The organism is Qipengyuania vesicularis (assembly GCF_019711415.1).
Taxonomy (GTDB): domain Bacteria; phylum Pseudomonadota; class Alphaproteobacteria; order Sphingomonadales; family Sphingomonadaceae; genus Qipengyuania; species Qipengyuania vesicularis.
In genome coordinates this window covers 261599-283862 of sequence record NZ_JAIGNJ010000001.1, presented here as the reverse complement: position 1 = coordinate 283862, position 22264 = coordinate 261599, and the positions used below count along the sequence as shown (strand labels likewise).

The 22264-nt window shown below is 62.9% G+C and carries 29 protein-coding genes; 20 read left to right on the top strand and 9 right to left on the bottom strand.

Features of this window, described 5'->3' with window-relative positions:
- The 4 genes from K3146_RS01425 to K3146_RS01410 are packed head-to-tail and all read left to right on the top strand — an operon-like array spanning position 1 to position 2970.
- On the top strand, positions 1 to 1116 hold the full coding sequence (locus K3146_RS01425) for an AI-2E family transporter (RefSeq protein WP_221544428.1): 1116 nt from the start codon (positions 1 to 3) through the stop codon (positions 1114 to 1116).
- Entirely contained in the window at positions 1106 to 2350 is a 1245-nt protein-coding gene (locus tag K3146_RS01420) for a DUF3089 domain-containing protein (protein WP_221544427.1), read from the top strand. Before K3146_RS01425 ends, K3146_RS01420 begins: the two co-directional genes overlap by 11 nt.
- Positions 2326 to 2814: a Holliday junction resolvase RuvX gene (ruvX, locus tag K3146_RS01415; RefSeq protein ID WP_221544426.1), complete on the top strand. Its 489-nt coding sequence runs from the start codon at positions 2326 to 2328 to the stop codon at positions 2812 to 2814. The genes K3146_RS01420 and ruvX overlap by 25 nt, the downstream gene beginning before the upstream one ends.
- Before the next feature lie 18 nt (positions 2815 to 2832).
- Positions 2833 to 2970: a hypothetical protein gene (locus K3146_RS01410; RefSeq protein ID WP_221544425.1), complete on the top strand. Its 138-nt coding sequence runs from the start codon at positions 2833 to 2835 to the stop codon at positions 2968 to 2970.
- A 4-nt stretch (positions 2971 to 2974) separates the two neighbouring features.
- Here K3146_RS01410 and K3146_RS01405 read toward each other — a convergent pair whose 3' ends face one another.
- From K3146_RS01405 to K3146_RS01395, 3 genes are read right to left on the bottom strand one after another with little or no spacing between them, the layout of a single operon-like run.
- The gene (locus K3146_RS01405) at positions 2975 to 3865 is read right to left on the bottom strand and encodes a transposase (protein ID WP_221544424.1); all 891 of its coding nucleotides are present in this window, start codon (positions 3863 to 3865) and stop codon (positions 2975 to 2977) included.
- Positions 3853 to 4815 (bottom strand): hypothetical protein, encoded by a 963-nt coding sequence (locus K3146_RS01400; protein ID WP_221544423.1) that lies wholly within the window; start codon positions 4813 to 4815, stop codon positions 3853 to 3855. Before K3146_RS01400 ends, K3146_RS01405 begins: the two co-directional genes overlap by 13 nt.
- Before the next feature lie 16 nt (positions 4816 to 4831).
- Positions 4832 to 4993 (bottom strand): hypothetical protein, encoded by a 162-nt coding sequence (locus tag K3146_RS01395; RefSeq protein WP_221544422.1) that lies wholly within the window; start codon positions 4991 to 4993, stop codon positions 4832 to 4834.
- 138 nt (positions 4994 to 5131) lie between these two features.
- Between K3146_RS01395 and K3146_RS01390 the strand changes: the two genes are divergently transcribed.
- Together K3146_RS01390 and K3146_RS01385 are read left to right on the top strand one after the other, a co-directional pair.
- Entirely contained in the window at positions 5132 to 5593 is a 462-nt protein-coding gene (locus K3146_RS01390; protein WP_221544421.1) for a PaaI family thioesterase, read from the top strand.
- Positions 5586 to 5999: a PaaI family thioesterase gene (locus tag K3146_RS01385; protein WP_221544420.1), complete on the top strand. Its 414-nt coding sequence runs from the start codon at positions 5586 to 5588 to the stop codon at positions 5997 to 5999. The genes K3146_RS01390 and K3146_RS01385 overlap by 8 nt, the downstream gene beginning before the upstream one ends.
- Here the strand turns inward: K3146_RS01385 and K3146_RS01380 are convergent.
- The 3 genes from K3146_RS01380 to K3146_RS01370 form a co-directional block, all read right to left on the bottom strand.
- Positions 5996 to 8206 carry a transglycosylase domain-containing protein gene (locus tag K3146_RS01380; protein ID WP_221544419.1) on the bottom strand — a complete coding sequence of 737 codons (2211 nt, stop codon included), beginning with the start codon at positions 8204 to 8206 and terminating at the stop codon, positions 5996 to 5998. The genes K3146_RS01385 and K3146_RS01380 overlap by 4 nt on opposite strands.
- A 50-nt stretch (positions 8207 to 8256) precedes the next feature.
- The gene (gene cobS, locus K3146_RS01375; RefSeq protein ID WP_425594589.1) at positions 8257 to 9240 is read right to left on the bottom strand and encodes a cobaltochelatase subunit CobS; all 984 of its coding nucleotides are present in this window, start codon (positions 9238 to 9240) and stop codon (positions 8257 to 8259) included.
- Between the two features lie 73 nt (positions 9241 to 9313).
- Positions 9314 to 9988: a cupin domain-containing protein gene (locus K3146_RS01370; protein WP_221544417.1), complete on the bottom strand. Its 675-nt coding sequence runs from the start codon at positions 9986 to 9988 to the stop codon at positions 9314 to 9316.
- A gap of 86 nt (positions 9989 to 10074) precedes the next feature.
- On the opposite strand from K3146_RS01370, the gene K3146_RS01365 reads away from it, so the two are divergent.
- From K3146_RS01365 to aac(6'), 4 genes are read left to right on the top strand one after another with little or no spacing between them, the layout of a single operon-like run.
- Positions 10075 to 10920 carry an oxygenase MpaB family protein gene (locus tag K3146_RS01365; RefSeq protein WP_221544416.1) on the top strand — a complete coding sequence of 282 codons (846 nt, stop codon included), beginning with the start codon at positions 10075 to 10077 and terminating at the stop codon, positions 10918 to 10920.
- Positions 10921 to 10972: 52 nt separating this feature from the next.
- Positions 10973 to 11332: a DUF1428 domain-containing protein gene (locus K3146_RS01360; RefSeq protein WP_221544415.1), complete on the top strand. Its 360-nt coding sequence runs from the start codon at positions 10973 to 10975 to the stop codon at positions 11330 to 11332.
- On the top strand, positions 11332 to 11964 hold the full coding sequence (locus K3146_RS01355) for a glutathione S-transferase family protein (protein WP_221544414.1): 633 nt from the start codon (positions 11332 to 11334) through the stop codon (positions 11962 to 11964). The genes K3146_RS01360 and K3146_RS01355 overlap by 1 nt, the downstream gene beginning before the upstream one ends.
- Before the next feature lie 5 nt (positions 11965 to 11969).
- Positions 11970 to 12428 (top strand): aminoglycoside 6'-N-acetyltransferase, encoded by a 459-nt coding sequence (gene aac(6') / locus K3146_RS01350; RefSeq protein WP_247710977.1) that lies wholly within the window; start codon positions 11970 to 11972, stop codon positions 12426 to 12428.
- Between the two features lie 6 nt (positions 12429 to 12434).
- On the opposite strand, the gene K3146_RS01345 is transcribed toward aac(6'), so the two are convergent.
- Positions 12435 to 13025: a DnaJ domain-containing protein gene (locus K3146_RS01345; RefSeq protein ID WP_221544413.1), complete on the bottom strand. Its 591-nt coding sequence runs from the start codon at positions 13023 to 13025 to the stop codon at positions 12435 to 12437.
- A 59-nt stretch (positions 13026 to 13084) separates the two neighbouring features.
- On the opposite strand from K3146_RS01345, the gene K3146_RS01340 reads away from it, so the two are divergent.
- Together K3146_RS01340 and K3146_RS01335 are read left to right on the top strand one after the other, a co-directional pair.
- Positions 13085 to 13357: a BolA family protein gene (locus K3146_RS01340; RefSeq protein ID WP_221544412.1), complete on the top strand. Its 273-nt coding sequence runs from the start codon at positions 13085 to 13087 to the stop codon at positions 13355 to 13357.
- Between the two features lie 13 nt (positions 13358 to 13370).
- A complete protein-coding gene (locus tag K3146_RS01335) occupies positions 13371 to 13901 on the top strand; it encodes a hypothetical protein (RefSeq protein WP_221544411.1) in 531 nt (176 codons plus the stop codon).
- A 132-nt stretch (positions 13902 to 14033) separates the two neighbouring features.
- On the opposite strand, the gene K3146_RS01330 is transcribed toward K3146_RS01335, so the two are convergent.
- A complete protein-coding gene (locus tag K3146_RS01330; RefSeq protein ID WP_221544410.1) occupies positions 14034 to 14639 on the bottom strand; it encodes a DUF6445 family protein in 606 nt (201 codons plus the stop codon).
- Between the two features lie 59 nt (positions 14640 to 14698).
- On the opposite strand from K3146_RS01330, the gene K3146_RS01325 reads away from it, so the two are divergent.
- From K3146_RS01325 to K3146_RS01310, 4 genes are all read left to right on the top strand, one after another.
- The gene (locus K3146_RS01325; RefSeq protein ID WP_221544409.1) at positions 14699 to 15583 is read left to right on the top strand and encodes a pirin family protein; all 885 of its coding nucleotides are present in this window, start codon (positions 14699 to 14701) and stop codon (positions 15581 to 15583) included.
- A gap of 20 nt (positions 15584 to 15603) precedes the next feature.
- A complete protein-coding gene (locus tag K3146_RS01320; protein ID WP_221544408.1) occupies positions 15604 to 16419 on the top strand; it encodes an SDR family NAD(P)-dependent oxidoreductase in 816 nt (271 codons plus the stop codon).
- Positions 16419 to 17318: an alpha/beta fold hydrolase gene (locus K3146_RS01315; protein WP_221544407.1), complete on the top strand. Its 900-nt coding sequence runs from the start codon at positions 16419 to 16421 to the stop codon at positions 17316 to 17318. Before K3146_RS01320 ends, K3146_RS01315 begins: the two co-directional genes overlap by 1 nt.
- 69 nt (positions 17319 to 17387) lie before the next feature.
- Positions 17388 to 17864, top strand: coding sequence for a hypothetical protein (locus K3146_RS01310; RefSeq protein ID WP_221544406.1), 477 nt, complete (start codon positions 17388 to 17390; stop codon positions 17862 to 17864).
- A gap of 3 nt (positions 17865 to 17867) precedes the next feature.
- On the opposite strand, the gene K3146_RS01305 is transcribed toward K3146_RS01310, so the two are convergent.
- Positions 17868 to 18935, bottom strand: coding sequence for a DUF2332 domain-containing protein (locus K3146_RS01305; protein ID WP_221544405.1), 1068 nt, complete (start codon positions 18933 to 18935; stop codon positions 17868 to 17870).
- 44 nt (positions 18936 to 18979) lie between these two features.
- On the opposite strand from K3146_RS01305, the gene hisG reads away from it, so the two are divergent.
- The 4 genes from hisG to thiL are packed head-to-tail and all read left to right on the top strand — an operon-like array spanning position 18980 to position 22231.
- Entirely contained in the window at positions 18980 to 19633 is a 654-nt protein-coding gene (gene hisG, locus K3146_RS01300; protein ID WP_221544404.1) for an ATP phosphoribosyltransferase, read from the top strand.
- The gene (gene hisD, locus K3146_RS01295; RefSeq protein ID WP_221544403.1) at positions 19633 to 20922 is read left to right on the top strand and encodes a histidinol dehydrogenase; all 1290 of its coding nucleotides are present in this window, start codon (positions 19633 to 19635) and stop codon (positions 20920 to 20922) included. Before hisG ends, hisD begins: the two co-directional genes overlap by 1 nt.
- Complete coding sequence (gene nusB, locus K3146_RS01290) at positions 20919 to 21371, top strand: transcription antitermination factor NusB (RefSeq protein ID WP_221544402.1); 453 nt, start codon at positions 20919 to 20921, stop codon at positions 21369 to 21371. The genes hisD and nusB overlap by 4 nt, the downstream gene beginning before the upstream one ends.
- Positions 21368 to 22231 carry a thiamine-phosphate kinase gene (gene thiL / locus K3146_RS01285; RefSeq protein WP_221545184.1) on the top strand — a complete coding sequence of 288 codons (864 nt, stop codon included), beginning with the start codon at positions 21368 to 21370 and terminating at the stop codon, positions 22229 to 22231. Before nusB ends, thiL begins: the two co-directional genes overlap by 4 nt.
- Positions 22232 to 22264 lie beyond the last annotated feature (33 nt).

Below are 22264 nucleotides of genomic sequence, written 5' to 3'. Positions count from 1 at the left end.
ATGGCCGAGGATAAGCTTGACATAGCTGGCGAAGATCTCGGCACCAGCCCTTCGCGCATCGGCGATCCGCGCATCCGCCACGAGATCGTGCGTGCGGCAATCTGGACCGGGGTTGTCGGGCTCGCCGTTCTTGCCGTTTATATCGCACGACCTCTGCTGGTCATTTTCGGCGCGCTCGTATTTGCCTCGATGATCGATGGAGGCGCGCGCCTTCTCGGACGTGCCCTGCCGATCGGGCGGACCTGGCGGGTGGCCATTGTCCTCACCTTTCTGGTCGGCTTTCTCTATTGGCTGGTCAGCTTTGCCGGGGCGACGATTTCGCGCGAGGCGAGCGAATTTCCGGCGATCATCGAACAGCAGATCGGTCAGTTGATCGAATACGCCCGCTCGCAGGGCTTCAGCATCTCGCAGGACCAGATCCAGAATTACGCCGGCAGCATAGGCAGCGGCATCAGCACCGTAACGCGCGCCCTTGGCGGCATCGTAGGCGGAGTGACTACGATCATCCTGATCGCCATCATCGGCATCTACGTGGCGATCGACCCGATCCTGTATGAACGGGGTGTCGCCTGGATGCTGCCCCGCCACAAGCGCGATGCATTCTACGTAACCGCAGCGCGCATGGGCTATACTTTGCGCCGGCTCATGGCGGGCCGGCTGCTGGGCATGTTCGTGGAGGGCGTCTTCACCTACGTCCTGCTCGCCTATGGCGGTCAGCTGTTCGGGATCGGGCCGGTGCCGATGGCGGCCCTGCTGGCGATCCTTACCGGACTGCTCGCCTTCGTGCCCAATCTCGGTGCGATCATCTCGGGCGCGTTGATGGTACTGGTGGGCTTTTCGGGCGGGACCGATATGGGTCTCTACACGATCTTCGTCTATTTCTTCGTGCAGAACTTCGATGGCTATGTGGTCATCCCGATGATCGCGCAGAAAACGGTCGACCTCGCGCCTGCCCTCGTGCTCGCCGCGCAGCTCATCATGGGTATCCTCTTCGGCATCCTCGGCCTGTTCCTTGCCGACCCGATGCTGGCGATGATCAAGGTCGCACTCGAACGCCGAGCCGAACAGAACGACGCCGAAGCGAAACAGCAGGAGGCAGCCGAGAATGGCGCGTAAGTTCCTTTACTTCGTCGCGATCATCATCGTGGTGCTGATCGCCGGCGCGATCGCGCTGGCGATCTGGTCACGCGAGGCAACCGAAATCGCCTTCGTCCCGCGCGGCGAATTCGTTGAGCAGGAAGCGCTGGCCGCCAATGCCTATGAAGATCCCGATATGTGGTATTCGCGGCCCGGCCTCGGCGCGAGAGATCCAGCACGATATCAGCCAGCAATCGCGCAGCCAGCGGTAGATCCTGCGCAGCAGGAGGTCTCGCCCGACAGCCCGGCGGCAGAGCAAAGTCTCGACGAGCCGGACGCTCTCGATACCTCCGGTTCGATTGCCGGTGAGGCTGTCAACGCCGACGCGACGCCCTCCTTCGCAGTCTTCTTTGTGCCGCCGACCAGCTACACCAAGGGTGCACTCGGCGACTGGAACGCGCCACTGGGTGATGCAGAGACCGACCGGCTTGCGCGCGTGTTCCTGCGCGGTCTCGCCAGCCCGTTCAATCGCGCGGACGAGATCTGGGCTCCCAAGTATAGGCAGGCTGCCGTTGGCGCATTCCTCACCGACAAGGAGGAAGCGTCGCTCGCCATTGATGCTGCCTATGCCGACGTGGCGCAGGCCTTCGAATACTTCCTCGGGAGCATAGATGACGACAAGCCGATCGTCCTTGCAGGGCATAGCCAGGGCTCGGTTCACATCCTCCGACTGCTGCGCGACAAATTGGCCGCGTCGGGCGCCGAGGACCGCGTTGCTGCAGTCTATGCACCGGGCTGGCCCATTTCCGTTGAACACGATCTGCCCGCCTATCCCTTGCCCGCCTGCGCAGCGCCGGGGCAAGCCGGCTGCATCGTCAGCTATCTGAGCTTCTCCGACGATGGTAATCCGGGCCAGTTGCTCAAGCGCTACAGCGCCCTGCCCGGGATCGACGGGGAGCCGCGCGGTAATGGCGATACGATCGTCTGTACCAATCCCTTGAGCGGGATGAATGGCGGTTCTTCGCCCTCATCCGCCAATCTCGGCACGCTCAAGCCCTCCGAAGACCTTTCCTCCGGCGAACTGGTCGCTGGCGCAGTTCCGGCAAGGTGCGACGAACGCGGCATCCTGCGCATCGGCGATCCACCGGACCTCGGTCCCGGTGTGCTGCCGGGCGGTAACTACCACGTCTACGACATTCCGCTATTCTGGAAGAACCTGCAGGAAGACGTACTCTCGAGGGTCAGGGCATGGACGGCGCGGGCTCGCTCGTAACCGACAGCGCGCTAGAGTTCGGCGATGCCCTGCCCGATGGCGGGGCGCTGCTGGGTCTCGATCTTGGCACCAAGACCATCGGGGTCGCGACCTGCGATGCTGGCTGGCGCTATGCCACGGCGGGCAAGACGATCGAACGCAGTAAGTTCACGAAGGATTGTGGCAAGCTGCGTGAGATCGTCACCGAGCGAAGCATCAAGGCGCTGGTCGTCGGCCTGCCGCGAAACATGGACGGCAGCGAAGGTCCGCGCGCGCAAGCAAGCCGCGCCTATGCGAAGAATCTCGCGCAAGCCTTCGATTTACCGGTGCTTTTATGGGACGAACGCTGGTCGACTTCTTCGGCCGAGAGCGCCATGATCGGTCAGGACATGAGCCGCGCAAAGCGGGCCGTGAAGATCGACAGCCACGCAGCTGCGGTCATCCTGCAAGGCGCGATAGACGCATTGGCGGGAGGCGGATTTTAGGGGGAGAGGGTCGCGCCAATGCTGGATTTTCTGGACGTTTTCGAAGGTGTCCGCTCGCGCCGAAGGCGCGGCGGAGCAGCTTTGGCCTTGGGGCGGATGATCGGATTCGCCTTTCTCGCCCTCTTCTTCATGCTGACGATCTTCGTCCTGTGGTGACCGGTTAGAGCGCCGCCCGGCGCATAGCCGCTTCTCTGGCTACCATCAGGCTGCCCGACTGCTCGGCTTGGTGCCAGAGCGTGTCCTGCTGTTCGCGCGACAGGAGGCTGCTACGTGCCTCGAAACTGGCCACTCGCATTCGGTCGCTGGGGTGGTGCCGCCCCGTCCACTCGGCAAACTCGACCGCCCGCTCTCCGCCGAGACCAACAGCGCAACGCATGAAGCATTCGGTCGAAGTCGGATTGAGGATGCCGGTGACCGCATTGCTGTCGAGATCGAAGCCATATTGGTCAAACCAGCCCTGCGCCGGATCGATATGCATGATGTTGAGCGAGACCGACATCGAACTCGGCGGCAGCTGCGCATGGATGTCTCGGTGCGCGCGATAGAGCATGAGCTTGCCTTCGCTGAGATGTGTCCGCTCGACAAAGGTAAGCGCTGCTTTCTCGCCTCGATATCCGGCCACGCTCTCGTAGTCGTACTCATAATAGTCGCTGCCATAACCGGGGCCGAAATAGCCTGCAGTCAGGAAGCTGAAATTGTGATCGTGCGGGATGCCGTAGACGAAGGCGTCCCCGCCGCTGGCGCGAAAGCAGCTTTCGTCCTCGCTGGGCCAGATATTGGCGCGCAGGAAACTGTTGCTGCGCAGGTGCGATAGGACGATCGACTGCGGGCCATAGCCGCTTTCGACTGAGTTCTCGCGGAAGCGGCTCTCGAGCTGTTCGATCAGGATATCGCCGAGGAAATCCCGATCATTCGCGAGGCGCTTCAATGCCTTTGCGCCATGAGCGAGGCTAACCTCACACGAAGGATCGAAGGGGTGCTCGTCCAGCATGGCAAGGCAGTCTTCCAGGCCGTGCGACTGGTTCTCGCGGGTCTCGATCACGCGGGGCATGGTGCGGTCTCCAGATGGGAAAGTTCGGGGTAGGTTTCGAGCAGCTGCGCGCGCAGTGCACCGGCAGGCGAGGCAAGCTCATCTTCTGCATCGGCTGCGATGCCAGAAAGCGCCCTGAAGCCCTCGAGACTGTCGAGTGCGAGGCATTCGCGCAGGGCCTGCCAGCGAATGTGCCGACTGCCTTCATTCGCCAGCTCGGCGAGCAAGGGTGCAGCGTCGCTTCGGCCCATCCGGCCGAGCAGGGCCATCGCCATCTCGCTACGGCTTTCGTCCCGGCTTCCGCTCGCACGATGGATGAGGCGGCCATCGCCCAACGCATATTGCAGGCTATCGCAGGGTTGTTCGTCACTGCGGGCGAGCCGCAGCAGGACCATCCGGCCATGAACGCGCTCGACGACGCGTGTTTGCGAGAAGCCCTCGGTCGAAATGCTTTCGCCAGCAACAAGACGACGCCTCTCGCAATCGATCGCCGCCCTGCCCTCGCGCACTTCCATCAGGTTCAGCAGTCGCATGTCCGCTGCGCCGGCGAGCACGATCTCGTGCCGGTCGCCGCCGCTGAAACAGGCCGAGGTCGGCGATTGCTCCATCGCGTCATAGGCGAGCAGGCTCAGCGTGGCGCGACCCTTCTGCGCCAGTTGCAGGATTGTTAAGCCAACGGAACGCTGGTGGCGCAGCGGGACATGGCCGTGCGGATGGCACGAGAGCGCCTCGATCATCGGACCGACGAGCGCCTCGACCAGAGCGATTGCCGCGTCGGCATTGCGATAGAGTTCGCCCAGCGCCGGACAGGCGTCCAGCCCTGCTCCCGACCCATAAAGCTTGAGGTCATCGACAATTGCCTTGGCCTCGCTGTCCAGCCAGCCGTTGCGAGCCGCCTCGAGGGCGGCCTGCGCCTTGCGCTGCAGAGCGGGATTGCTCTGCAGCGCGGCGAATTGCGGATCTATGCGCATCGCTGGTGATCGCCGCTCAGAGGAGCGCTTCCGGCTGCGCCAGTTCATAGAGATAGGTCATAATGACGACCACGCGATCATCGACCGTCGGGCCTGTATCGCGGGCAAGCGAACCGAAAAGGCCGGAAACGCTGTCGAGACTAGGCAGGCTGGAGAGGTCGATCTTTGGCAAATTCATAGGTTTTCTTCCTTATTGGCGGGAGGCGCGACCCCGTGCCACGCTCCCGGGGGCGCTTGCTGGCAATCGATGCGGCCGTGATCGAATTAAAAGATTGTAAGCCTTGGGAACTGGCGGCTATCGGCAGCGGCAGGACACATGACCAAAGCACCGAAATTCGATCCGCAAACGGCGACGCCGTTCCTGACCAGCCGGGGCCATTCCGGCTGGCTGGGGCTTAGGTATTCGTCGCATGGCGATGACTGGGTAGAGCTCGAATTGCCCTGGCGCGAAGACCTCCTCGGCGAGGAAGGCCAGCATGTGCTCGCCTCCGGCCCGATCCTGAGCCTGATGGACATGGCGAGCGGCCTCGCGATCTGGAAGGCGATGGACAAGTTCCAGGCCATCGCCACGCTGGACCTGCGCGTCGATTACGTACGACCGGCGCGCGAAGGATCGGCGGTTTTCGGTCGCTCCCAATGCTACCGGATCACGCGCAGCGCCGCCTTCGTACGCGGCGTCGCGCATGACGGAGACATCGACGATCCCGTCGCCCATATCCAGGCGATCTTCATGAAGATCGGCGGCGGCAAGGACACGAGGGAGCTGCCCAATGGCTGACCAACCCGAATTCGAGGCCCTGACGCCCTATGCCCGCTCGCTCGGCATAGCGATGGAAGGCTGGGAAGACGGTGTGCCCATCATGCGCGTCGATTTCGTCGAGGCGGTCGAAGGGCGGCCCGAGCATTTCCACGGGGGCGCCACGGGGGGCCTACTCGAGACGGCGGGCTATGCTGCGCTTCGCGCCGAGCTGGTCGAGCGCGATCGCCAGGCGGTGCTCAAGCCGATCAACATTACGGTGCAATATCTCGCTGCGGGCAAGAGCCAGCCGAGCTTCGCCAAGGGCCGCGTGACCAAGCTCGGGCGGCGCAGTGCAAACCTGACAGTCGAGGCGTGGCAGGACGACCGATCTCGCCCGATCGCTACCGCGGTGATGAACGTGCTGATGGGTGAGCCGGAAGGCTAATTGCCGTTTCGCTCGGCCTGGCGTTCGAGTTCGCGCCTTATGGCTTCGTACTGACGTTCCTCGGCTTCTTCGCGGCGTTCCTCGACTCTGCGGCGCGCCTCTTCGATCTGCTCTTCGTCGACGCCTACGCCGTCTTCGCCAATGCGGATGTCGATGGGTATCCCATCGATCTCCGTGCTGAAGATCGCCTCGCCATCGCGGATGCGGATGCGCGAGTTGCCGTCGCCGATGGGGATGTCGTCGAGGTCGGGCACGTCGAGCGGTTCGACCGGGCCTTCCGGATCGGGCGAGGTCGTGGGCGTCGGGCGACTGGGTGCGGCAGAGGCGCCGAGCGCCTGGCTCATGAAATCGCGCCAGATGCGTGCCGGAAGCCCACCGCCTGAAATGCCTTTTAGCGGCGAATTGTCGTCATTCCCGATCCAGACACCCACCACGAGATCGCCCGCATAGCCGACAAACAGCGCATCGCGGTTGTTCTGCGTTGTGCCGGTCTTGCCGAAAGCAGGCACGGACAGGCGCGCGGCGCGGCCGGTACCTTCGTCGACCGCTGCGCTCAGCAGGCGGTCCATCTTGCGGCTCGTCGAACCCGAGAGACTGGACGGCCCGTCGATGAGATTCTCGAACCATCCCCGCTCCGGTTCGGCGAAGGCACGCGGCTCGATAGGATAGGCATTTGAGGCAAGCGCGGCATAGGCGGAGGTGAGTTCGAGCAGGCTCATGGTCGAGGTGCCGAGCGCCATGCTCGGATCACCCTTTGTGAGCGGCGAGGTGACCCCGAGGTCGCGCGCTGTTGCAATCACTTTCTCGCTTCCGACTTCACCGAACAGTCTCACGGCGGCGACATTGCTCGACTGGGCGAAGGCCTGTTCGAGCGTGAGGCTTTCGGAATAGCGGCCACCGGAATTCTCCGGCCGGTACCCACCCTGCTCGATCTTTGTGTTGGCGATCGTGTCGTCCGGGTCCCAGCCGGCGCGCATGGCGGCCAGGTAAACGAACAATTTGAAGGTCGATCCCGGCTGGCGCTTTGCCTGCGTGGCGCGGTTGAAAGGCGATTTGGCGTAATCCTTGCCACCGATCATTGCCACGACCTCGCCATTGGGGCGCATGGCGACAAGCGCCACCTGCGCCTCGCCCAGCGGCGCGCGGCTGGTCACGCGGCGAGCAATATTCTGCAGGCGCGCGTCGAGCGTGGTGGTCAGCGTCTGCCGGGCATAACCGGTTTCGGACATCTGCCGCGCTTCGGGCAGCGCCCAGTCGGCGAAGTAGGTCCCGGTCGGAAGATCGCTCTTCAAACGTACATCGAGCGCGGGCGGGCGCATGGCTTTGCCCTCAGCCTCGGTGATATAGCCTGCTGCAACCATCGACTGCACCACCAGCTGCATGCGTTTTTCGGCCCGGTCGTAATGGTGCGTCGGCGCATAGCGCGAGGGTGCCTGCAACAGACCCGCAAGCATCGCCGCCTGGTTTGGCAGGAGGTTCTCCGGCTTTCGGTAGAAGTAATGCAGGCTCGCTGCGCGCAGACCGTAAACATTGTCGCCGAAGTAGGCGTTCGAGAGATAGCGTTCGAGAATCTCGTCCTTGGTCAGCCACGCCTCGAGCCAGAAGGCGATCAGCGCCTCTTGTCCCTTACGCGTCAACGTGCGCTCAGGCGTGAGGAAAGTGAATTTCGCGAGCTGCTGCGTGATGGTGGATCCGCCGCCGGTGCCAGTGATGGCGGCACGCGCGATGCCTCGCGGGTCGATACCCCAGTGATCGTAGAACCGCCGATCCTCGATCGCCAGGAAGGCCTCGACCACATGCGGCGGCAGCGTGTCGATATCGACCGGCTCGTCTACCACCGCGCCATTGCGCGCGATGGGCGTGCCGTCCGAAGCCAGAAGGGTGATCTGCGGCGGCGCGATCGGCTCGAGCGACTTGTTCAGCGGTGCGGTGATCGCCAGCCAGGCGACCAACAGCATGAACAGCGCCAGCAGCGCCGCGACGATCCGCACCACCCACCAGCGCTTGCGGCGGTTTTTCCAGTAGGACGGTTGCCAGAAGCGCAGGCGCCTGCGCTCTTCCTCGACTACGGCACTGTCGATCCGGTCGAGCCGGTCGTCCCAGGCATCGTCATCGTCCCAGTCGTCGTTCAGCGAGTAGTAGCCGCGATGGGCCACGGGCTCCGGCTCGGCCTGCCTGCGACGGAAGAAGGTGTCCAAAACGCCCATGCGCTCACTGTGCTACACGAATAACACAGCTATGCATAGGGGCTCCAACCTTAACTCTTCCCGACCACGCTTTCGGGCAGGTCTTCACCGAACACGCGCTGGTAATACTCAGCCACCAGCATGCGCTCTTCCTCGTCGCATTTGTTGAGGAAGGAGAGGCGGAAGGCGAAGCCGACATCCTTGAAGATCGCGTAGTTCTGCGCCCAGGTGATCACCGTACGCGGGCTCATCACGGTCGAGATATCACCATTGATGAAGCCCTGCCGCGACAGGTCCGCGACCTTGATCATGTCGGCGAGAATCTTCGGGTCGATGTCGGGATTCTTCGCCTCGACGATCTGCTGCTCGGTCTCTGCCGGAAGGTAGTTCAGCGCGGTGACGATGTTCCAGCGGTCCATCTGGCCCTGGTTGATCGCCTGCGTGCCGTGATAGAGCCCGGACGTATCGCCGAGGCCGACCGTGTTGGCGGTCGCAAACAGGCGGAAATGCGGATCGGGGCGAATCACGCGGTTCTGGTCGAGCAGGGTCAGCTTGCCCTGCTGTTCGAGCACGCGCTGGATCACGAACATCACGTCGGGACGGCCCGCGTCGTATTCGTCGAACACGAGAGCCACCGGGTGCTGGAGCGCCCAGGGCAGCAGGCCTTCGCGGAATTCGGTAACCTGAAGCCCGTCGCGCAAAACGATGGCATCACGGCCGACAAGGTCGATACGGCTGATGTGGGCATCGAGGTTGATGCGGATACACGGCCAGTTGAGACGCGCGGCGACCTGCTCGATATGGGTCGACTTACCGGTACCATGATAGCCCTGCACCATCACGCGGCGGTCATGTGCGAAGCCGGCGAGGATCGCGAGCGTCGTGTCCGGATCAAAAACGTATGCCTCGTCGAGGTCCGGCGTGCGCGAATCCGGCTTTGAAAAGGCCGGGACCTTCCAGTCGATATCGATGCCGAAGGTCTCGCGCACGTCGACTTCGGTGTCGGGCGCGGGAAGCACGGTCTTGGCGGAAGGCTCGAAGGTCTTGTCGGTCATATCGTTCATCGCGTGTGGCGGGTTAGATGAGGCGCGCGCGGCTCGCAATGCCCATTGCGAAGGAAAACCGATTTCAGGCCCGCTTTGGTTCCTTCACATGGTCGAGGTGGCCGGTCTTGATCCACAATCGCGCTCCATGCTCGCCGGCGACGAGGTCGGCCAGGTCTCCCTTGGGTAGCCGCAGCCAGTCATGGCGGGTCAGTTCGGCATCTCCGCCGGACACGGATCCGTCGAGAACAAGCAGCTCCGCCCCACCGGCATCCCCGATCGAGGTCATCGCGCCCGGCTCAATCTGCCGGAGCAGGACAGTCTCGAGCTCGTCCTTGTGCAGGATGGCCTGCGAAACGCCCTCGCCCACCACGTTCAGTTCTACCGCATCGAGATCCAGGCTAAACTGGTTGCGGTCCTCGCTGTCGAATTGCCACAGCTTCACGAAGATCGTGCAGCCATCGTCGGCGCGCGGAATGTGGTGTGTGGTAGGAGGATTGCGGACATAGGTTCCGGCCGGATAATCGCCGTGTTCGTCCTGGAAAGTGCCTTCGAGGACGATGAATTCCTCGCCGCCGTCATGGGTGTGCTCGCTGAAAGCACTTCCCGGCGCGTATCGAACGATCGAGGTCGCCCGCGCCACTTCTCCGCCAATCCGGTCGAGCATGCGACGATCCACGCCTTTCATCGGCGAGGCTTGCCAATCGAGTTCGCTGGTGTGGACCAGCACCCGCTCGGAAAAATCTGCATTCACGCGCATTGCATCGCTCCGCCTCTGGCTGTCCGCGCCAGATGGGAACGATTACTCCCCTCGCCAAGCCCGTGCATCTTTCCTAGATTGGTGTCATGGCGTCGCCTTCCCCCAGCGAATACTTGCGATTGAAGCTCGTCGAGAAGGTGCGCGGGGTCTTCAACGATATCGAAGGCGGCGAGAAGCCGGTCCCGGTTTCCGACGAGGCACTGTTCGTGAAGGATACACCCATCCGACTGGTCCATGCCGATATAGTCGCAATGATGGTCGGAGGCATTCGGGGGCTACTACTCCAGATGCTCCACCCGCATGCGCTTCAGGGTGTGCTCGACCATTCGAATTTCCGCAGCGACATGCACGGCAGGCTTCGCCGGACCGCTCGCTTCATCGCTGTGACTACGTTCGGGCACCGCGACGATGCGCAGAAGGCCATCGAGCGGGTCAACCGCATCCATGCGGCGGTCGGCGGCAGTTTGCCCGACGGAACGACCTACTCCGCCACCGATCCGCGCACGCTTGCGTGGGTCCATGTAGCCGAATCCACGAGCTTCCTCGCCGCCTATCTGCGTCACGTCCGGCCCGACATGCCGGGGTCAGAACAGGACGAGTACTATCGCCAATTCGCCCTGATCGCGCGCGCATTAGGAGCCGACCCGGTTCCCACGGACCGCCGCGAGGCCGAAGCGATCTTCCGCGAATTGCGTTCCGATCTCGCAACCAGCCCGCAAGCACGCGAGATCGCCGATCTCGTGCTAAGCCAACGCCCGGAAGGCGCGCCTCCTGCGGTGCAGGCCTTGCTGGGTGCCGAGGCCGTTGCACTTCTCTCTCCCTTCGCCCGCTCGATGCTCGGGCTCGAGCGGCCCGGTCTCGCTAGCATACCGGCTCGCGCAGCGACCTGGGGAATGGGCAAGACGCTCAGGTGGGCATTCCGTCAGAATTGACGCGCATTTGCCGCGGGGTGGTGATACCCTCGATCATGAGAGGAGAGCCGCAATGTATGTGCAGGGATTTCTCATCGCTGTGCCTGAAGGCAACAAGGAGGCCTATCGCGTATCCGCCGAGAAGGCCGGAGCAAAGTTCCGCGAATATGGTGTCACCGAGATAGTCGAGGCTTGGGAAGAGGACGTTGCCGACGGCAAGGTCACCGATTTCCGCATGGCCACGAAGGCCGAACCTGGCGAGAAGATCGTGTTCAGCTGGATGATCTGGCCGGACAAGGCGACAGCTGACGAAGCTCACGAGAAAATGGCAAGCGATCTCTTCTGGGAGGAGGAAATGTCCGAGATGGCCTTCGATGGCATGCGCATGATGTGGGGCGGCTTCACCCCGATTTACACAATGGGAAGAGACTGATGGCCACCTATACCTTCTTCACCAACCCCATGAGCCGGGGCCAAATCGCACGCTGGGCTCTGCACGAGGTCGGCGCGGACTACGATACCGAACTGGTAGAATGGGCGGCGAAATCCGAAGCCTTCCTCAAGGCTAATCCGCTTGGCAAGGTGCCGACGCTGGTCCACCACCACGGCGACCATGTCCACGTCGTGACCGAGGCAGCGGCAATCTGCCATTACCTTGCCGAGATGCATCCCGAAGCAGGCCTCCTTCCCGAAGCGCATGAGAAGGCCGCCTACTTCCGCCGACTGTTCTTCGCTTCCGGCCCTGTCGAGCAGGCCATCATGGCGCGCAGCATGGGCTGGGATGTGAAGGAGCCACAGAAGCAGGCCACTGCCGGTTTCGGTAGTTATGAGCGGGCCATGGACACGCTCGATACCTTGCTGTCCGACCGCGACTTTGTGTGCGGCGATCGCTTCACCATGGCCGATGTCTATGTCGGCAGCCAGGTCGACTGGGGCCTGCAGTTCGGCACCATACCCAAACGCGCCGTGTTCGAGGACTACGCTGCCCGACTGCGTGAACGCCCTGCCTACAAGGAGGCGAAGGCAATCGACATGGCGCTGATTGCAGAGGCTCAGGGTTCGTAAGGGCAATGCCTGGGTCAGCGGTAGAGATCATTCCGGCGCGGTCCGAGATGCTGGACCGCTGGGCGCAGATGCGTCACCAACTCTGGCCCTGGGATGATGCCCAGTCGCATGCGGATGAGGCTCGCAGCATGTATTTGTCCGGGAATCCCGGGTGTATTGCGCTCATCGCTCGGATCGGAGAACGATTGGTCGGGTTCGCTGAGGCCAGGCTCAGGCACGATTATGTCGAAGGCTGTCAGACTTCTCCGGTCTGCTTCCTCGAAGGGATCTTCATCGAAGAAGACTGTCGTAGAGATGGCCTGGCCAGCAGGCTCTGCCACCACGTGGCATCATGGGCTCGCGAACAAGGCTGTTCGGAATTTGCCTCGAATGCCCTGCTGGAGAATTCCGAAAGTCACGCCTTCCACGAGGCGATCGGTTTCGAAGAGACGGAACGCCTCGTCTATTTCCGGCGGGAACTTTGAAACAGCTCAGGCAATCGCCCGGCACCGGCGCAGGGTGTTGTAGGCCTCGACGACCCGGTTGAGGCGCGTTTCATACTGCCGATCCCCGCCATTGCGGTCCGGGTGGTAGCGTCGAACGAGCTCGGAATAGCGGCGCCTGAGCCTGCGTCGGTCGGTGTCCGACCCGAGCCCCATCACTTCCAGCGCTTGCGCCTCCTCGCGACTGAAGCGGCCATCCATCGCCATCGCCGCCTCACGCTGGGCGCGGCTCTTGATGCCGTTCGCACGCGCCGAGATCGCCTCGAGCGGGTCATCATAATCCGCCCAGCGCGGCATGCCGTCGACACCGGCGGTGGGTCGGAAGCTCGGGCTTTCCGTCCGCCAGCCGCTTGCCGGGCTTTGCGCATCGAAGATTTCCTCCGCGCTCATGCCCTCGAACCAGTCGTATCCGGCGTTGAACTCGCGCACGTGTTCGAGGCACATCCAGCGGTATTCGCCCGGCCCGTCGAACCGGTGCCCGCTGCCCGGTGCACGGAATTCGCCTGGTTCCTGGCACGCCGGATGGGCGCAAACCCGTCCGGTATCTTCATATCGTCCGTGAAACTTCGACTGGCGCATTCGTTCTAGGATGGGGAGCCAAACGCTGTATGGAAAGAGGCAAGAGGAGATTCAAACGCATGGCAGGATCGGTCCAGCAGGAGATGGAACGCCTATTGACCGAGGCATTCGCCCCGACGCGGCTCGAAGTCGTCAACGACAGTGCGAAGCACCATGGCCATGCCGGAGACGACGGTAGCGGGGAATCGCATTTCACAGTTGTGATCGAAGCGCCCGCCTTCGCCGACAAATCGCGCCTCGACCGCCAACGCATGGTCAACAAGGCGCTTGGCGACATTCCCGGAGAGCGCGTCCACGCCCTCGCCATCCAGGCTTCCGCGCCGACGGCATGACAAATCACTGACAATGAGACGCGCTTTCGGCATCGCAACGGGCATGATCCTTGGTTTGATCGCCCTGATGATGGCATTCGCCCTCATGAGCTTGAGATTGCCGAGCACATATCAGGACAGCCTGTCCAACCAGCGTAATCTCCATGCTGATATGATCAGGGTCGGAACCTTCGTTGAGAAGCATCGCTCCGAAATGGGAGAGTTGCCTTCCCAAGTCACTCTAGAGGATTGGTTGGAATCTCAGACTTTTTCAGCGAGTTTCATCAAGCAGAATGTCCGCATAGTCTCATCCCGCGACCAGTGCGCTCTTGGTGAGAAGTCCGAGTTGACCAAAGATGGGCATACCTACCGCCTCTGTTACTGGGGAAACTGGACAGAAGAATACGCACCAGAAACCGGGGCCCACACTTTTGCTATGAAATTAGAGGATTACTACCCGCCCTGGTGGCTACTGGCATTGGGGTTCTCCGTGATCATCGCAACCCTGTTACTGTCCATCCGGCTCATTCGAGGACCCAAAAGTCGAAATATCCAACGTTTATGAGCCGAGACAACTTCACTCCCATAGCGACGGAGCATCTTGGTAGGTTCAGGGCTCTGCGGTTCTCTACGTCGACGGAGCGCACAGTTGTCGACTCACGCGATCCAGCCGTCCGCGCCGACAGGATAGCTTGCCTCACCGATCCAACGTGAAGAACATCACATAGATCAGCCGTCCGTCCTCAACTGTCTTTCCGAATCCCGGACCCGCCGTATGGAATAGCCACGGCCGCAGCATGACGAGCCGGTTGTAGCGCATTGGGATATCCATTGTCTTCTCCCAGGCAGAGCGCTTCATACCGTCCTTGCCGATGGTCTGGTCGATGACCGCATCGCGGCCGCGAAGCCCTAGGGCGATCGCCTCACGGTCGGTAATGGGGGAACGTTCCAGTCCAGTCGCCTTGTGCCGGAAGAACTCGGTGCCTCCGCGGCAATGCTCGGGCAGCGTCAGGTAGAGGATGGCAGACCATTGCGACTTGTCGACATGGATTGCACCCCGGCGTGGATCGCTGGCCAGCGTGATGCGGCATTTCCCGTGCGACTCAAGCGGGTCGATCGGCTTCAATGGCTCCCCGACAAGTTGTGAGACATATCGCTCTACACCCGGGATTTGCAGACGTTGCTGACTGTTGCGTCCGGGGTAGTTGCCCTTGATGTCGGGGTAATCCAGCGAAAGCGCCTGCTTGCGAAATGCATCCGGTTGTTCGAGAAAGTCATCGACGACTAGGAAAGACAAGGCCATGGTGGCTGGACATATCGCCATGGCAATGCAGGCACAAATCCTTTGGAGGACATTGGCCTATGATCGGATCGACTATTACGCCGACGACACATGATCTCGGGCAGTTCGAGGTCCGACGGGTCTTGCCGTCCAAGATGCGGACTATGGTCGGCCCCTTCATTTTCGTCGACCAGTTCGGCCCGGCGCAGCTCGATCTTGGCTCGGGAATGGATGTGAGGCCGCATCCGCATATCAACCTCGCCACCGTGACATGGCTGTTCGAAGGAGCGATCGATCACCGCGACAGCCTCGGCAGCTTTTCGACCATCCGTCCGGGGCAGGTGAACCTGATGACGGCGGGCAAGGGCATCGTGCATTCGGAACGCTCGCCCACAGCCGAGCGCAGGGCCGGACCCAAGCTCTATGGCATGCAGACCTGGCTCGCCCTGCCCGACGGCAAGGAGGAGATCGACCCGGCGTTTGAAGCCGTGTCGGATTTGCCTGTGGTCGAGGATGGCCGCGCCAAGGCTATCGTTATCATGGGAGAGCTCTGGGGCGAGCGCGCACCCACCACGACCTATGCCGACACGATCTATGCCGAGATCGTGCTGGAGCCGGGCGGCGCAATCCCCATCGAGGAGGATGCCGACGAACGCGCGGTCATGCTGGTCGGCGGCGAGGCGATGATCGACGGACACGCGCTCGAGAAGTTCTCGCTCTCCGTTCTGCAACCGGGTCGGGACATGACGCTGGAAAGCAAGACCGGCGCGCGCGTCATGCTGCTGGGTGGCGAAGCCTTCCAGACCCGGCGCCATGCCTGGTGGAACTTCGTCAGCTCCAGCCGCGAGAGGATTCAGCAGGCCAAGGAAGATTGGGCCAAGGGACGATTCCCCAAGGTTCCGGGCGATGAGGAAGAATTCATCCCACTTCCCGATGGCCAGCCGAAGACCGTCACCTACCCCTGACCCCGAATTAAGGAGCAACCATGAGTTTCGAAGGCAAGACTGCCTGGATCACAGGCGCATCCTCTGGGATCGGCGCCGCGCTGGCGCGCGAGTGGGCGAGCCGCGGTGCCACGATAATCCTGTCGGGAAGGGACGAAGGGCGGCTGGAAGACGTCGCGGGAAGCATCGATGCCGACACGCTGGTGCTGCCTTTCGACGTGCGCGACGAAGACGTGATGGCGGCAGCGACCGAGAAGGCGACAGGCTGGAAGGACGGCGTCGACATCTTCGTCGCCAACGCGGGTATCTCGCAGCGGAGCCCAGCCGTCGAAACATCCATGCAGGTCTATCGCGATATCATCGATATCGACCTCACCGCGCAGATCGCTGCGACGCAGGCCCTGCTCCCCCACATGACCCAGCGCGGAAGCGGGAAACTGCTCTTCATCTCTTCCATTGCAGGCAAGGTCGGCGTGCCCATGCGCACGGCCTATTGCGCGGCCAAGCACGGCCTTATCGGCTATGCCGACGCCCTGCGCGGAGAACTGTCGCAGAGCGGGGTCGACGTACATGTGATCTGCCCCGGCTCGGTGGCGACCGACGTCAGCCGCAACGCGCTCTCCGCCGATGGAACCCCGCGCGGCCGCAGCGACAAGGTGATCGACAACGGCATCAAGCCAGCCGATGCGGCAAAGCGGATCATCGACGCGGTCGAGCTGAACCAGCGCGAAATCATTGTGGCCGACGGCATGGAAGAGGCAATGGGCGAGATGCGCCGAACGCCCGACCAGCTGTTCGACCAGATCGCGGGCATGGTCGCTGCCGGTTACATGGAAAAAATGCAGGCGGACGACTGATGGACCAGGTCCGCGTTCCACTCGCCAACGGGATCGAGCTCGATACGGTCGATGTCGGTCCGAGGGATGCGCCTGCGATTATATTCCTTCACGGGTTCCCGGAGAGCCACCGCACCTGGCGTCACCAGATCGCAAATTTCAGTGACCGTTATCGCTGCATTGCGCCCGACCAGCGCGGCTATCGCGGCTCGTCCAAGCCCGAGGGGATCGACAATTACACACCCGACAAGCTGGTAGGCGATGTCTTCCTGCTGGCCGATACGCTCGGCGTGAAGCATTTCACCGTGGTCGGCCACGACTGGGGCGGCGCGATCGCATGGGGTGTTGCCATGGCGGGCGAACAGATGGGACGCGTCCCGCGTGCCGTGATTGCCAATGCTCCGCATCACGCGATCTTCCAGAAGCTGCTCTACACCTCCCCGGTGCAGCGCGAGGCGAGCCAGTACATGCGCGGCTTTCGCGATCCGGGAAATGACGCGCTCGTGCGGGAGAAAGGGCTCTTCGGCATTCTAGAGGCGCAGATCCGCTGGGATGCCCCCGACAAGATGGAGCCCGAAGAGCGCGCGAAGCTGCTGGAGGACTGGCAAGACCGCGATGCGGCCTTCGCCATGCTCAACTGGTATCGCGCCAGCCCGATCGACATTCCTCCGATGGATGCGCCCTTCGAGGTTCCAGAGAACTGGTCTCCTCCCCCCTTCCCCAAGCTCGGCATCCCGACGCTGGTAATCTGGGCGCAGGACGACCTTGCCCTGCCGCCCGAAAATACCGCCGAACTCGATCGGCACGTCAGCAACCTGACACTGGTCGAAGTGCCTGATTGCGGGCACTTCGTCCCCTGGGAGGCTCCTGACATCGTCAACAGCGCAATCGGTAACTTTCTTGAAGTGAACCCGGTTTAGGCTAGCCTCTATCGGTTCGCCGGGAGGGCGATGCGCAAGGGGTCGCGCAACGATTTGAGGGGTAAGACCATGAAAAAGATCGCCATCGGCGCTCTGGCCGCCGCGACCATTGCTTTGGGCGGCATGAGCGTTGCCAACGCCCAACAGGCGCAGCTGCGCCAGCGCTCGACGCCCGCGCCGAACCCCGGCATGAACCTGCAACAAGGACCGCTGCCGGCAGGTCACGAGCGAATGACCTGCAAGGGCGTGCAGGTCTACGTTACTCTGCGCGGCGTTGCCTTTGCTTGCGCCGATTTTCAGTCGGGCACAGTTTTGACGATGGTGCTCGACAACCGGCAGTTTGCCGACATCGAGACCGCTGCCATGCCCATGCTGATGGATGCGGCGAAGGAGAGCCGGGCCTATATCCTTAATCCCCAGAAGCAGGGCACCCAGCTATACGTGCGGTATCGCGCTGCCAGCGCCCATTCGCAGGGAATTTGCGATCTCGTAGGTTCCGGCATCAAGGCAGACAGGTGCCGCGAGGTCATCCACGTCTACAAATAGGGCTCAGCTGCCGAGCCACTCGACCCATGCGCCATGCGGGTGGGCATTGGCGAGGTGCGCGGCTTCCTCTCCGCCCGGCCAGTAGCGGACCTTCAGCTCGTGCGCGAAGGTCTCGCGATTGGTCTCGAGCGAGATATGCGCAAAGGGCCGGCTCTCGGTAGCTGATGCGCCCGCTCGCTGCATGGCCTCTTCGATGTGATCCTGTGTCGCGTCCGGGAGGTATTGCCACATGATCGAGTGGGCGAGAACCCGCGTTGCACCGTCTTCCTGCGGCCTCGCGAGTTCCTTCGATACCCAGTCTCCGGCATCCATCGGCTCGATCTGCGGCGGGCTGTCCTTGGCGAGTGCGATCGCTGCATCGATCCGCGCCATCCGGCCGGTCGCCTCGGGCCAGACATAGCTCTTCAGCCGCAGGGCTTCCTCGCGCTGGGTCAGGTCGACCGGCCCGATGTCGCTGCCCCTCGCATCGATAAAGGCGAATTCGGCGTTTGGCGGAGGAGCGCCGCGCCATTCAGGCGTAATCTGCATCGGGCTGCCCTGCGGTCCAACATGCACGCCGCCAAGGTCATAGCGATAGCGCGGCATCATCGTGTTGATCCCCGCACTCGCTCCGATCTCGAGCCATTCGAAACGCGGCGCTACCCGTCCCTCCGCTAGCCAGAGCAATCCGGCCGCAAAGCTCGCCGACCGTCCGGCCTCATTGGTCTGCGGCGGCCCGTCCAGCCATGGCAAGAGCCGCGTATCGTGGCGCTCCACCAGCTCGAGCACGAGCCGATCCGCCTCGTCCTGCGACGCCACGCGCCCAGCGTAGATGTCTTCCAGTCGCGGCTCGTCTCCGGTCAGCAAGAGGTTGTGGATCCCGCCAGCGATCCGCAGCGGCATGGCATCGCGCAGGCTCAATCCCTGCCATGAGAAGATGCGCCGCGCCGTCGCCGCTTGGCTGTCCTGCAGAGCCAGCAGCGCGCGCACTACCATCGCTGTGCCCGGTGCGCCTGCATTTTCCGCATGTTGTGCCTGCCATTCGATAGCTTCGGCCACGGATACGATATCCATCACGCTACCTGCCGCCATATCCGTTGCCCTTTTTCGCTCGTGTCCCTATCTGCCGCCTCGCAATGACAGGCTCACTCACATTTGCCATTCCCAAGGGGCGCATCCTCGACGAGGCGCTGCCCGTCATGGCGCGTGCGGGCGTCGTGCCCGAAGACGCGTTTCACGACAAGGCGAACCGCTCGCTCACCTTCGGCACCACGCGCGAGGACATGCGGCTTATCCGCGTGCGCGCCTTCGACGTGGCGACCTTCGTCGCCCATGGCGCCGCGCAGCTCGGCATTGTCGGCTCGGACGTGATCGAGGAGTTCGATTACGCCGAACTCTACGCGCCGGTCGACCTCGACATCGGCCACTGCCACCTTGCCGTCGCCGAACCGAAGGGTGCGAGCGCAACCAACGGCGCGAGCCACCTGCGCGTGGCGACCAAGTACCCAAATCTCACCCGCCGCCATTTCGAGCGGCAGGGCATCCAGGCCGAGTGCGTGAAGCTCAACGGCGCGATGGAAATTGCGCCAGAGCTGGGCCTCGCTGGCCGCATCGTCGACCTTGTCTCCAGCGGCCAGACACTCAAGGACAATGGCCTTGTCGAAACGGGTCACATCATGGACATCACCGCCCGGCTAATCGTCAACCGTGCGGCGCTGAAGACCGATCCACGCGTGGCCGAGCTGGTCGAGGCGTTTCGCGCAGACAGCGCAGAGCGGAGCGCCGCCTGATGCAGCTGCTCAAGACCAGCGATGCCGATTTCGAGACGAAATTTGCCAAGATCGTGCGCGACCGCCGTGAAAGCGATGCGCAGGTCGGGCGCGATGTCGCGACCATCCTCAACGAGGTTCGCGAGCGCGGCGACAAGGCGCTGGTCGAATACACTACCCGTTTCGACCAGCATAATCTCTCGAGCGACGACGACTGGTCGATTTCCAAAGAAGCATGCAAGGCCGCCTATGACAGCCTCGATGCGGATTTGCGCGAGGCGCTCGAAACGGCTGCCACCCGCATTCGCGCCTATCACGAGGGCCAACTGCCTGAAGATCGCGACTATACCGACAGCATTGGCATGCGTCTGGGCGCACGCTGGAGCGCGGTCGACGCGGCAGGCCTCTACGTCCCCGGTGGCCGCGCGGCTTATCCGTCTTCCCTGTTAATGAACGCCATTCCCGCCAAGGTTGCCGGGGTCGAGCGACTGGTCGTCACCACGCCCACACCCAGGGGCGAAGCGAACGACCTCGTGCTCGCCGCCGCGCACGTCGCCGGAGTGGACGAAATCTACCGCGTCGGAGGCGCGCAGGCCGTAGCCGCGCTGGCCTATGGCACGGAGCGCATCAAGCGCGTCGATGTCGTAACAGGCCCCGGCAATGCCTGGGTCGCGGAAGCCAAGCGCCAGCTCTACGGTGTAGTCGGCATCGACATGGTCGCGGGGCCGAGCGAAATCCTGGTCATTGCCGACAAGGACAATGATCCCGAATGGCTCGCCGCCGATCTGCTGAGCCAGGCTGAGCATGACCCGACCAGCCAGTCGATCCTGATTACCGACGACCGCGGCCTCGCCAACCAGGTGATGGACGCGATCGACCTCGAGTTCCTGAAACTGCCCACGGCCAAGACGGCCAAGGCGAGCTGGGACGATCATGGCCTCGTGATCCTTGTCGACAGTCTCGACGAGGCCCCCGCCCTGTCGGACCGGCTCGCTGCCGAACACGTCGAGATCGCGACCGCCGATTCCGAGGCGCTGTTCAACAAGCTCCGCCATGCAGGCAGCGTGTTCCTCGGGCGCATGACGCCAGAAGCCGTCGGCGACTACATCGCGGGGCCGAACCACGTTCTTCCCACCGGCCGCCGTGCTCGCTTCGCGAGCGGGCTGTCGGTGCTCGATTTCATGAAGCGGACCAGCTTCATCGGAGCGTCCGAAGATGCTCTGAAAGCGATCGGTCCAGCCGCCGTGCGTCTTGCAGAGGCAGAAGGCCTCCCGGCGCACGCCCTTTCCATTTCCAGGAGGCTTTCGTGAGCCACAACCCCCGTTCGCAGTCCCGCAGCGCCGCGCGCCTTGGTGCGGTGCAGGCGCTCTACCAGCAGCAGATGGAAGGCACTGCGACAGCCAAGCTGCTCAATGAATTCCACCAGCACCGCCTCGGCAAGGTCATCGAGGAAGAGGAATATGCCGAGGCGGACGTCGACTTCTTCGACGATGTCGTCATGGGCGTAGAAGCCCGCCGCAGCGAGATCGACGATCTCCTGACCGCTCGCCTTGCCGAGGGCTGGACCCTCGCCCGCCTCGATAAGACCATGCTGCAGATCCTGCGTGCAGGGACTTACGAACTGATCGCGCGCAACGACGTGCCCAAGGCTGCCGCGATCAGCGAATATGTCGATGTGGCGAAGGCATTCTTCGATGATCGTGAGGCGAAGTTCGTGAACGGGATCCTCGACGCGGTCGCCAAGGAAATCGGGCGCTGAACGAGAGCGAATTCGTCGCAGCGCTTCGAGCGCTGGCCACCAACTCCGGAGCGCGGGGCCTCGAAGACGATGCTGCCGTTCTCGAAATCGGCGACGAAACACTTGTCCTGACCCATGACACGCTGGTCGAGGGCGTCCATGTCCTCGAAGGGCAGGACCCGGCCGACATCGCGTGGAAGCTTGTCGCGGTGAACTTGTCGGACCTTGCTGCAAAGGGCGCAATGCCGGTGGGCGTGCTGCTCTCGCACATGCTCGGCACCGATGACCATCGGTTCGTGACAGGTCTCAGGGAGGTGCTGGATACCTTCAACGTGCCACTGCTCGGTGGCGATACTGTGCGCGGCGACGGAGCGAGAAGCTGGGGCTGCACCGCCATCGGACGCGCCAGCCATACGCCCGTGCCCTCTCGGGCTGGAGCGAAACCGGGCGACAAGGTCTACCTTGGCGGGCCCATAGGCCAGGCCATGCTTGGCTTCGAGGCCCTGCGAGACGATACAGAGGCTGACGACACCGCCTATCGTCGACCGATCCCGCAGTTGGAGCTGGGCAGGCAACTGGCGCCCCACGTAACAGCGATGATGGACGTGTCCGACGGACTGCTCCTCGACGCCTCGAGGATTGGCAAGGCAAGCGGAGCGACGCTTGCAATCTCGTCCGAAGCTGTGGCCCCACTCGCCCCGGAGAATCGCCTCACCGATGCGATGCGCTGGGGGGACGATTACGTCCTGCTCGCCACTGGCCCTGCCGGTCTGGACCGCGAATTCGACGTGACCTGCATCGGAGAAGTTCACGCCCAGACGGACCATCCGGTGCTGCTCGACGGCTCAGTTCCCCAAGGCGATCTGGGCTACACGCACTAATATTTCTCGGCTTGTGGAGAAAAGCGCGGAAAC